Consider the following 11,021-nt stretch of genomic DNA (forward strand, 5'->3'; position numbering starts at 1 on the left):
GGTTGCTCGCCCGGAGGGTCCCTCCTACGTAGTGTTGCTCGAATGAGAGTCCTCGCGCTCTGTGCCCTCGCGCTGCCCCTCGCGGCCGCCGCACAGCTCGGGCCGAGCCCGTCGCTCGGCGAGGCGATGCACTCGATGGACCGCATGGAGGCCGAGAAGCCTCGGCCCCGGCGCGATCTCGAGCAGACCTTCATCCTCCCCGAGCGCCCCGGGCAGAACCAGGTCGCCTGGTTCAGCTTCGACTGGCAGTTCATCGACGTCCCGCCGCCGGGCGGCGGCCCCGGAGGCCTCCGGCTCTACTACTACCGGAACGAGCTCGCCCAGGCGGAGCGGGCGCTGCCGGCGATCCAGAGCGCCTACGCGCGCCTCGTCGATCAGTTCCACTACAATCCGACGAAGCGCATCCCCTACATCCTCTACGCGACGCAGCGCGAGTTCCAGACGCAGAACGTCTTCGCCGTCACCGAGTCGGTCCTGGGCGTCACCTCGCCCGAGGACCTCAAGATGACGGTCCCGTACTTCGGCGATCACGCCCGGTTCATCGAGGTGTCGACGCACGAGATGGTGCACCAGTTCACCATCCAGAAGCTGCTCGAGGCCGCCGGCGCCGAGGAGATGTCCTCGCCCATCGCGTACCTGCCGCTCTGGTTCATCGAGGGCATCGCCGAGTTCTACTCGAAGGGCGGCATCGACACGGAGACGGACCTCTACCTCCGCGACCTCGTCTGGAACCCCGAGCCGCGCAAGGGCTACGACGTGCTGTCGTTCGGGGAGGACCGGATCCGCGGGTACATCCCGACCTACAAGCTCGGCCAGGCGCGGATCGCCTTCATCGCCGACCAGTACGGCCACGAGAAGATCCAGGCGTTCCTGGAGAACGCCTACCTCATGGGCGACGGCGGAGGCGGCTTCGGCGGCGGCCCCGCCGCGGGCGGCACGACGCGCAACTTCGGCGCCCTCGTGCGGCGCGTGCTGAACGAGCCCATCGAGCAGGTCGACGCCCGCTGGCGCGCGTGGCTGAAGCGCCGCTACTACCCGCAGTACCTCGAGGCGAAGCACGATCTCCCGCAGCTCCGGGAGCTCCGGCAGCTCCCCTCCGAGCCCGAGGACTTCGTCTCCTCCGCCGACGGGAACCTCATCCTCTTCCGCGGCATCGACCGCGAGAAGGGCCGCGCCCGCCTCTACCTCGTCGACGTGCGCAACCCGCGCAGCGCGGTCGAGATCGTCTCGGACAGCGTGCCGGGGTTCGAGTCCCTCCACCCCGTCGAGTACGGGGTGCTCGGCCTCGGGGACGGGATCCTCGCGTTCTCGGCCCAGGACGGGATCGGCGACCGCCTCCACGTCCAGCGCTTCCGGCACAAGCTCAGGGAAGGACGTCCCCCGCGCATCGAGCTCGGCCGGCGCAGGAAGCTCGACGTGCACACCGAGCGCGGCCAGCCGTTCATCCAGATCTCCGACCCCGCCTTCTCGCCGGACGGGTCGCAGATCGCGTTCGCCGGCGTGTCCACCGACGGCCAGTCGGACATCTACGTGGTCCCGGTGAAGGGCGGCGTGGCGCGGCGCATCACGCAGGATCCATACGTCGAGAAGGACGTCGCCTGGGGAAAGGACGGCATCTACTTCTCCTCGGACGCGACCGACCACGGGCGCCTCAACCTCTTCCGCATCGATCCTTCGAGCGGCGAGCGCACGCGGCTCACCACCGCCGCGAGCACAGACCGCGCGCCGTTCCCGCAGGCGGACGGCTCGGTCCTCTTCACCTCGGACGTCTCCGGGAAGCCCGACCTCTACCTGCTGAAGGCGGGCGCGGTCCAGCGGATCACCGACTTCACCACCGGGCTCACGAGCCCCGGCCCCTCGCCCAAGGGGCGCGGCGTGTTCGCGAGCACGTTCTACGGCGGCGTCTTCCGGATCGTCGAGGTGCCCAAGGTCGCCTGGCTCGAGCAGCCGAGCGTGGCCGTCCTGCCGCCCACCGGAGACGTGCTGGAGATCCCGAGCGGTACCTGGCCGGAGCAGGTGAAGGACTACGACGCGTTCGCGATCCGCAACTGGCGCCCGGAGGCGGGCTTCGTCTACGGGGGCGGCGCGGGGAGCGCCGTCGCGGGGCGGGCCGCGGTGCTGTTCTCGGACATGCTCCGGGACAACGTCCTCTTCGTGGACCTCTCCGTCTACGGCTCGTTCGACTACACCCAGGGGCTCCTCCTGTTCGAGAACCGCGCGAGGCGGCTTTCCTGGGTGCTCGGCGGGTTCCACTTCGTCCAGCAGAACCTCGATCGGCTGGACCCGAACCTCGCCTACTACCAGCGTGACTTCGGGGTGGTCGGCGCGCTGCGCTACCCGCTCGATCGCTTCCGGCGCGTGGAGACGGAGCTCACGCTGGGCGGCGTCCAGCGCTACTGCCTCACCGACTTCTCGGGGGCGGTGACGCTGCTCTGCCAGGGCCCCACGCTCACCACGGGCCCGTACACCTCCACGCGCGACTGGGAGAGTCGCAACGGCGGCGTCAACTTCACCATCTCGCCCACCGTGCGCTACGGCTACGACACCATCCGCTACGATCAGTACACCGGGCCGGTGGCGGGCAGCTCGCTCCTGCTCGAGCTCGGCGGCGGGTACCTCCCCGGGCGCGAGGCGGTGCACGGCTTCTTCCGCGCGGACACGGAGAAGTTCTGGCAGCTCGTCGGCCGCTCGAACTTCATGCTCCGCGCCGCGGGCGGGACGACGTTCTCGCCGAACGAGAAGGGCCGCGTCTGGGAGAAGAGCTGGTGGCTCACCTCCGCCGACAACCTGCGCGGCTTCTACCCGCTCGATCTCGAGTTCCTCATCGGGCAGCACTACTACGTGGTGAACGCCGAGCTGCAGTTCCCGCTCGATCCGCTCATCCGCCTGCTCATCTTCGACTACCTGGAGGGCGTCGCCGCCCTGGACTTCGGCGGCGTCTTCAACCGCTGGGAGTCCAAGACGAGCACCGTGCTCGTCCCGACGTACGACCCGACGACGGGGAGCCCGCTCGCGCCGATCGCCCTGGAGCGGTTCGAGCCGGGCGCCTGGGACGCGCGCACCCTCACCGGCGTGCTCGGCGTGAACGTGCTCTTCGGACCGCTCCTCCTGCGCGTCCACTTCGGCCACCCCTTCGACATCGGCGGCCTGCAGACGCCGGCCCTTCGCGACCACTCGCGCTGGGTGACGAACATCACGCTCCGGTACTTCTTCTTCTGATCCCGCGAGGCGGGGCGGGGACGCCAGCGTCCCCGTCCGCGCCGCGCCCTCACCCCACCGCGGCGAGCGCCGGCGCCGCGGCGCCCGCCCCCTCCCGCACCCGCGCGGCGAGCCGCTCGAAGGCCTCCGGGTTCGCGCGCAGCCACTCGATGGCGCGCTCGCGGCCCTGCCCGATCCGCTCGCCGTCGAGCGCGAAGTAGGCCCCGGACTTCTCCACCACCCCGCGCTCGACGCCGAGGTCGAGCGCCTCGCCGTGGCGATCGACGCCCGTGCCGTAGCGGACGTCGAACTCCGCTTCCCGGAACGGGGGCGCCACCTTGTTCTTGACCACCTTCACGCGGGTGCGGCTGCCGACCACCTGATCGCCGTCCTTCACCTGCCCGATGCGCCGGATGTCGAGCCGGACCGACGCGTAGAACTTGAGCGCGTGCCCGCCGGTCGTGGTCTCCGGGTTCCCGAAGACCACGCCGATCTTCATCCGGATCTGGTTGATGAAGACGACGAGCGACTGGTTGCGCGACACGACCGCGGTGAGCTTCCGGAGCGCCTGGCTCATGAGGCGCGCCTGCACGCCCATGTGCGCGTCGCCCATCTCGCCCTCGATCTCCGCCTTGGGCACCAGCGCGGCGACCGAGTCCACCACGATGAGGTCGATCGCGCCCGAGCGCACGAGCTGCTCGGCGATCTCGAGCGCCTGCTCCCCGGTGTCGGGCTGGGAGACGAGCAGGTCGGCGAGGTTCACCCCCAGCTTCCGGGCGTAGGTCACGTCGAGGGCGTGCTCGGCGTCGATGAACGCCGCCACCCCGCCCTGCCGCTGCACCTCGGCGATGGCGTGCAGCGCGAGGGTCGTCTTGCCCGAGGACTCCGGCCCGTAGATCTCGACGACGCGCCCGCGCGGCAGCCCGCCCACCCCGAGCGCGAGGTCGAGCCCGAGCGACCCGGTGGGCACGACGGCCACCGGCGCCGGCTCGTGCCCGTCCCCGAGCCGCATGATGCTCCCCTTCCCGAACTGCTTCTCGATCCCGGCGAGCGCCTGTCCGAGGGCCTTCATCTTGTCGCTCAGCTTCGTCACGTCGTCCTCCTCGCCCCGCGGTGGGGCACCAGTCGCGCCGCTTCGGCGGCGCGGGTCTCACGAGAGCGGCCGGTCCAGCGCGCGGTACTGGATCGCCTCGGCGACGTGCGGCGCGCGCACCGCCGCCGAGCCCTCCAGGTCCGCGATGGTCCGGGCGACGCGCAGCACCTTGTCGTGCGCCCGCGCCGAGAGCCCGAGCTTCTCGACCGCCGCCTGCAGGATGCGGCGCCCGTCGTCGTCCGGCGTCGCCGCGCGCCGCAGGGCGCCGCCGCGCAGGCGGGCGTTCACGTTCGCCCCGCGCCCGCCGGCGCGCCCCCGCTGCACCTCGCGCGCGCGGGCGACCCGGGCGCGCGCCTCCGCGCTCGTCGGCCCGCTGGCCGCGGCCTCGCCGAGCAGCGGGGTGGCGAGGGCGGGCACGTCCACGTGCAGGTCGATCCGGTCGAGCAGCGGCCCCGAGATGCGCCGCCGGTAGCTGAGCAGCTCGTGCGGCGTGCAGTGGCAGCGCCTCCGCCGGTCGCCGTGGTAGCCGCACGGACAGGGGTTCATCGCGGCGACGAGCGTGAGCTCGGCGGGGTACGTGACGCTCCGGCCGGCCCGCGCGATCGTGACCTCGCCGTCCTCGAGCGGCTGCCGCAGCGCCTCGAGGACGTGGCGCCGGAACTCGGGGAGCTCGTCGAGGAACAGGACGCCCTGGTGCGCGAGCGAGACCTCGCCGGGCCGCGGGACGCTGGTGCCTCCCACGAGGCCGGCGTCGGAGATCGAGTGGTGCGGCGCGCGGAAGGGGCGATCGGCGAGGAGGCCGCGGTGGCGGGTGAGCCCCGCGACGCTGTGGACCACGGTCGCCTCGAGCGCCTCCTCGAACGCGAGCGGCGGGAGGAGCGTCGGCAGGCGGCGGGCGAGCATCGTCTTGCCGCTGCCCGGCGGCCCGAAGAAGAGCAGGTTGTGGCCCCCCGCGGCCGCGATCTCCAGCGCCCGCTTCGCGTTCTCCTGGCCCGTCACGTCGGCGAGGTCGACGGGGACGCCCGGGGGCGGCGCCGGCACCGCCCCCGGCGGCGGGAGGAGCTCCGCCGAACCGCGAGTCCAGGCGACCACGTCGCCGAGGTGACCCGCGGACAGGACCTTCACGCCCTCCACGATCGACGCCTCGAGCGCGTTCGCCTGCGGGACGACGATCGCGAGCGCGCCCGCGCGGCGCGCCTCGATGGCGAGCGGGAGGACGCCGCGGACGGACTTCACCTCGCCCGAGAGGGCGAGCTCGCCGACGAAGTGGACCCTCGCCAGCGCGTCCGCGGGGACCTCCTCCACCGCCGCGAGCACGCCCATCGCCATCGGCAGGTCGAAGCCGGTGCCGTCCTTGCGCAGGTCCCCCGGCGCGAGGTTCACGGTGATCCGCTTGTGCGGCAGCTTCACGCCGAGGTTTCGCACCGCCGCGGCGACCCGGACCTTCGCCTCCTGCACGGCGCCCGTGGCGAGCCCGACGAGGTGGAAGCCCGGCATCCCGAGCGTCGCCTCGACCTCCACGTCGACGGGGATCGCCTGCACGCCGAGCACGGCGCCGGAGCGGATGCGGACCAGCATGCACGGACGTTCAGCAGGGGCCGTGCCAGCGCCGGATCGCTGCTGGGCGCGCGAGAGAGGAGCTTCCCCGGCCCGCCGCGCGCTCGCGCCGGACGCGCCGCGGACGCTCGCGAGCGCGGAACGCCCGGGCCGGCGTCGGCGTCGGCGGGCGGCGGGCGGCGAGCCGCAGCGCTCGAGCGAGCGCCGCGTCGAGCATGCCGGCCGATCGGGGCGCGGCCCCGCAAAAGCACCGCGCCCGCGCCCTCCCATTCACGGGAGCGGCGCGGGCGCGGGGTGAGGCTCCGGGCGCCGCGGCGCGGCGCGCGGCTTCGCTACTTGGCCATCCGGCGCTTCGCGTCGTCGACCTGGCTCTTCGCGACCGTGTCGGTCACGCCCTTCATCGCGACGGCGGCGGCGTACGCCTCCTTCGCCTTCGCCTTCTGCTTCGCGTCCTCGAAGAGGCGCCCGGCGCGGTACAGCGCCCGGGCGGCGACGTTCGCGTCGGCGGACGCGCACTTCTCGTCCTTGCCGAAGACGACGTAGCGCTCGGCGGCCGGCGCCAGCTTCTTCGCCATGTCGAGCTCGGAGGCGACGTTCTGGAGCGCCACGCAGCGGTTCGGCGACTCGGGGTTCTTCTGCAGGAAGTCCTCGTACATCTTCGCCGCGCCCGTGTGGTCGTTCTTCTTCGACTTGTAGACGGCGAGGAGGAGCATGTTGTTCGGCGCGACCCTCGAGTCGCCGTACTCCTTCAGGATCCGCTCGCGGACCTCCGCGGCGCGCTCCGCCTTGCCCGCCTTGTCCCACGCGACGGCGGCGTTGTGCAGCGCGTTCGCGGCGTCGCCTCCCTTCGGATCGGACGCGAGCTTCTCGAACGCCTGGGCGGCGTCCGCGGGCTTGCCCTCGTCGAGGAGCTTCTGCGCGGCGGCGAACTGGGTGCCCGCCTCGGCCCGGGAGAGCGACTCGGTCACCTTGGCGAAGCTCTCCTTCTCCTTCGGGTCGGTCGCCTTCTGCACCTGCGCCTCGACCAGCTGGCGGACGCGCGCGACCTCGGCCTGGTAGCCCGCCTCGTCGTTCGCGTAGAGGAAGGTCTGGAGGTACAGCGGGACGGCGCTCTCCAGCACGTCGGCCTCGTTCGGCCAGCGCTTCAGGATCTCGTCGAAGCGGTGGCGCGCGTCCTCCATGTTGTCGAACGCGTACTCCACCTCGGCGCCGATGAGCGCGAGCTGGGCGGGCGGGAGACCGCCACGGCGCTCGGCGGCGGGCTTCTTCAGCTCGGGGTCGGCGTCGAGGTTCTGCAGGTACACGTCGGTGGCGTCGACGAAGCGCTTCCACTCGCCCGGCGGGACGCGGGGCTTGAGCGGCTCGCCGCGGCGCTGATCGGCGTTCGCGAGCTTGATCGGCTCGAGCTGGTTCGCCTTCACCTTCTGGTTGGCCGCGTTGAGCCAGGCGCCGGCCGCGAGCCGTCCGGCGACCGCCTTGGACGCCGCGTCCGCCTCGGGGTCGGACGCGACCTTCTGGGCCTGCTCGGCGGCGCGCTCGAACTGCATGCCCTGCATGAGGAGCTCGGCGGCGCGGTAGCGCACCGGCATCCGCCACTCGGAGGACTGGAACTGGTCGGCGAACTGAACGTAGTTCTCGGCGGCGGTGGTCCACTCCGCGCGCGCCTGGTCCACGTTGCCGGACTGCTGGGCGACGAGCCCCCGCTCGTAGTGCGTGCGCGCGTCGCGGATCTTCCCGCGCTCGGCATCGTCGAGCTGGCTCTCGGCGGGGAGCTTGTAGGTCGCCGGGTAGAACCGCGAGGCTCGGCCCTTGCCGCCGCCGCCGCCGCCCGTCGCGCAGGCCGTGGCGAGAGCGATGAGGACGATCGAGATCCGCATCTTGGAAGTCATGTCGTGCACCTCTCTGGCTACCGTTTTGATCCGTGCCGCCCCGGGCTCGCCCGTCGCACGGCGCCCCTCCGAGACCGGTGCCGCCTCGCGGCGGGCGCAAGGCCCGGCCGACCGACGACGCGCACCTGCCGAACGAAGGTGGCGTAACATACCGCGCTCGGCGCGCGGCGCCTCGTTCCGTTTATCGCGTTCCCGCTCCTGCGGCACGCGCGATCCTCGGAGGCCGGAGGAGGACCGCCCCGACCGGTACGCGGCGCGGCGTACCGTCGCCGGTGACCGGGGCACGCGTACACGACGGGTCACGGCCGGGCAGGGTCGCCTTCGGCGGGAGCGCCCTCGGCGGCCGCCTCGCCCTCGACCACGAGCTCGAACCGGACCGCGGCGCGCTCCTCCTCCGCCTCCGGACCGCCGCGGTCGTAGGTGACGAGCGTGACGCGTGTGACCATCCCCGGCCGGGCGTCGAAGGCGTAGGACGAGCGAACGTCGAGCCGCCGAGGCGTGCCGTCCGGGCTCGAGCGCACGCGGTACACGAGCTCCGCGGAGACCCGGTGCGCGCCCGCGGCCACCCGTCGATCGAGGATCTCCGCCGCCACCCCTCGGGCGGTGGCCGTCGGCGGCGGCGCGTCGGGCGCCGCGCCGTCGAGCGCGTACGAGGCCGACTCGAGCGCGTAGGCGGGACCGAGCTCGTCGCGGTGGAGGAGCACGGCGCGCGTCCCCGCGGCGAGCTCCGCCCCCACCCGCTCGTAGAGATCCCGCAGCCGCGCGTTCGCCGGCGCGAGCTTGCCGTGCAGGCCCGAGACCCGCTCCTCGAGCGTGCGCACCGGGGGCGGGGCGTCCTGCGCGGTCACGAGCGCCGGGAGCGCGACGGCACCGAGGGCGATGAGGCACCGGACTCGCACCGCGTCGCTCCCCTCCCCGAGCCGAGCGCGCTCCGTTTCCGGGTCGCGTTCGACTCTGGGTCGTTATAGCACGCGGAGACCGCCCGGCCTCGGCTCCGGCGGGTGGAACGAGGGGCTAAGCGCCCCGCTTCAGCTCGGTCAGGACGAGCTTCGCGACCGCCTTGAGGGTGTCGAAGACGCCCACGCCGGTCGGCGCGACCGCCTGGTACTCGGGGACGCCGCGCGGGTTGATGAGCCGGCGCAGCTCGTCGACCGTGGCGACGTTCGGGAGGTCGCGCTTGTTGTACTGGACGACGTACGGGATCTTGTCGAGATCGTAGCCCTGCTCGCCGAGGTTCACGCGCAGGTTCTCGACCGACTCGAGGTTCGCCTCCATGCGCTCGATCTGCGAGTCGGCGACGAACACCACCCCGTCGACGCCCTTCAGGATGAGCTTGCGGGAGGCGTCGTAGAACACCTGGCCCGGCACCGTGTAGAGGTGGAAGCGGGTCTTGAAGCCGCGGATCTCACCGAGCGACAGCGGCAGGAAGTCGAAGAAGAGCGTCCGCTCCGTCTCGGTCGCGAGGGAGATCATCTTGCCCTTCGCGTCGGGGTTGGTCTTCGCGTAGACGTACTGGAGGTTCGTCGTCTTCCCGCAGAGACCCGGGCCGTAATACACGATCTTGCAGTTGATCTCGCGCGAGCTGTAGTTGATGAAGCTCATGATCACTCGCTGAAGAGGTTGTCGATGTCGTCGTCGGTGATCTCGGCGAACGGGCTCGCCGCGCCAGGCGCCGTCTGTTTCTTCGCGAGCCCGTCGAAGACCTTCCCGAGCTCCTCGCCGGCCTTCTTCACCCGGAGGCGCACGAGCCCCAGGGAGCTCTTCGCGTCGAAGATGACGACGAGCACCACCCGGCCGCCCACGATGCTCATGTGGAGCGACTCGCGCTCCCCCTCGTGGAACTGGTTCGGGAACTCCTTCTCGCCGATGAGCTTCGCGAGGCCGCCCATGGCGGCGACGTTCCCCGCGGTGAGCGAGGCGAGCGAGGTCGTGTCGAGGTTCTGCGCCTGTCCGCTCGAGGAGATGAGCTGACCGTTCTTGTCGACGAGGAAGACGACCTTGGCGTTCGCGTCGCGGGTGAGCCGATCGCAGATCCCGGCGATGAGCCGGAACTCCTCCTCGTACATCACCAAGCCGGAATTCATGCGCGCTGGGCTCCGCGAAGGTCCGAGTCCATGGCGAAATACCAGGGAACCTCGCCCCTTTCAATCCGGCGGCCACGGCGCCGCGAGCGGTGTAGCCGGCTGTCGCATGGTTCGACGGGCTCACCATGAGCGTACGTCGACCGGGCCCCGCACGAACCGAGCGATGCGCTCAGAGCTCGCGGCGACCGGCGAGCGCGCGCGCCAGCGTCACCTGGTCAGCGTATTCGAGATCACCGCCCATGGGAATTCCTTGAGCGATGCGGGAGACCTTCACCCCGAGCGGCTTCAGGAGCTTCGAGAGGTACAGCGCGGTCGCCTCTCCCTCGACGTCGGGGTTCGTGGCGACGACGATCTCGTCGGCGGGCTCGCGCTCGAGCCGCACGAGGAGCTCGCGGATCTTGAGCTCCGAGGGGCCGATCCCGTCGAGCGGCGACAGGGCGCCGTGGAGCACGTGATATCGGCCGCGGAACTCGTGGGTGCGCTCGATGGCGAGGAGGTCGGGGACGCCCTCGACGACGCAGATGACCCTGGGATCGCGCCGCGGGTCGGCGCAGACGGCGCACGGGTCCTTGTCCGTGAGCGTCTGGCAGCCCGAGCAGAGCCGGACGTCGCGGACCACCCCCGCGATGGCGCCGGCGAGCTCGCCCGCGTAGGCCGGACCGGCCTTGAGGATGTGGAACGCGAGGCGCTGGGCGGTCTTCTCGCCGATGCCCGGCAGCCTCGCGAGCTCCTTCACGAGCCGTGCGATGGGATCCGCGACCGCCATGGCTACCCGACGACCCCGGGGATCTTGATGCCGCCGGTCGCCTTGGACAGGTGCTCGTCGGCCGCGGCGCGCGCCTTCTCGACGGCGGCGTTCACGGCGGCGGTCAGGAGGTCCTCGAGCATCCCCTTGTCGGCGGGATCGACGGCCTTCGGGTCGACGACGAGGCGGGTCACCTCGCACTTCCCGTTCATGGTGACCTTCACGAGCCCCCCGCCGCTCTCGGCCTCGACCGAGACCCCGGCGAGCTGCTCCTTCGCGTCGGCCATCGCCTTCTCGAGCTTCTTGGCCTGACGCATGAGGTACTGGATGTCCATTCGTCGCTCCTGGAGCCGCTAAACGACGGTTCGTGCTTCGCGATCACCGTCGGTGACGCGAAGCACGCCGTCGTTCAGCGATGTTAGAACCGGGGCTGCGCCCCCCCCCCCCCCCGCGAA

9 protein-coding genes are annotated in these 11,021 nt (G+C 71.8%); 1 reads left to right on the forward strand and 8 read right to left on the reverse strand.

The window, feature by feature from the left end; all coding sequences use genetic code 11:
* Positions 1–42 precede the first annotated feature (42 nt).
* A complete protein-coding gene (locus MLV88_RS17150) occupies positions 43–3,219 on the forward strand; it encodes a hypothetical protein (protein ID WP_243338103.1) in 3,177 nt (1,058 codons plus the stop codon).
* Positions 3,220–3,268: 49 nt separating this feature from the next.
* Here the strand turns inward: MLV88_RS17150 and recA are convergent, their stop codons facing one another.
* The 8 genes from recA to MLV88_RS17190 form a co-directional block, all read right to left on the reverse strand.
* On the reverse strand, positions 3,269–4,291 hold the full coding sequence (gene recA / locus MLV88_RS17155; RefSeq protein ID WP_308197078.1) for a recombinase RecA: 1,023 nt from the start codon (positions 4,289–4,291) through the stop codon (positions 3,269–3,271).
* A 57-nt stretch (positions 4,292–4,348) separates the two neighbouring features.
* The gene (locus tag MLV88_RS17160; protein WP_243338105.1) at positions 4,349–5,869 is read right to left on the reverse strand and encodes a YifB family Mg chelatase-like AAA ATPase; all 1,521 of its coding nucleotides are present in this window, start codon (positions 5,867–5,869) and stop codon (positions 4,349–4,351) included.
* 311 nt (positions 5,870–6,180) lie between these two features.
* Positions 6,181–7,737, reverse strand: a complete 1,557-nt coding sequence (locus MLV88_RS17165) for a tetratricopeptide repeat protein (RefSeq protein ID WP_242372960.1) — start codon at positions 7,735–7,737, stop codon at positions 6,181–6,183.
* 299 nt (positions 7,738–8,036) lie between these two features.
* Entirely contained in the window at positions 8,037–8,636 is a 600-nt protein-coding gene (locus MLV88_RS17170) for a hypothetical protein (RefSeq protein WP_242341457.1), read from the reverse strand.
* A gap of 115 nt (positions 8,637–8,751) precedes the next feature.
* Positions 8,752–9,339, reverse strand: a complete 588-nt coding sequence (locus tag MLV88_RS17175; protein WP_242341458.1) for a GTP-binding protein — start codon at positions 9,337–9,339, stop codon at positions 8,752–8,754.
* A 2-nt stretch (positions 9,340–9,341) separates the two neighbouring features.
* Entirely contained in the window at positions 9,342–9,821 is a 480-nt protein-coding gene (locus MLV88_RS17180) for a roadblock/LC7 domain-containing protein (RefSeq protein ID WP_242341459.1), read from the reverse strand.
* 169 nt (positions 9,822–9,990) lie between these two features.
* Positions 9,991–10,587 carry a recombination mediator RecR gene (recR, locus tag MLV88_RS17185; protein WP_242341460.1) on the reverse strand — a complete coding sequence of 199 codons (597 nt, stop codon included), beginning with the start codon at positions 10,585–10,587 and terminating at the stop codon, positions 9,991–9,993.
* Positions 10,588–10,589: 2 nt separating this feature from the next.
* Positions 10,590–10,901, reverse strand: a complete 312-nt coding sequence (locus MLV88_RS17190) for a YbaB/EbfC family nucleoid-associated protein (RefSeq protein WP_242341461.1) — start codon at positions 10,899–10,901, stop codon at positions 10,590–10,592.
* Positions 10,902–11,021 lie beyond the last annotated feature (120 nt).

It is taken from the genome of Anaeromyxobacter soli, assembly GCF_022808855.1.
GTDB lineage: Bacteria > Myxococcota > Myxococcia > Myxococcales > Anaeromyxobacteraceae > Anaeromyxobacter > Anaeromyxobacter soli.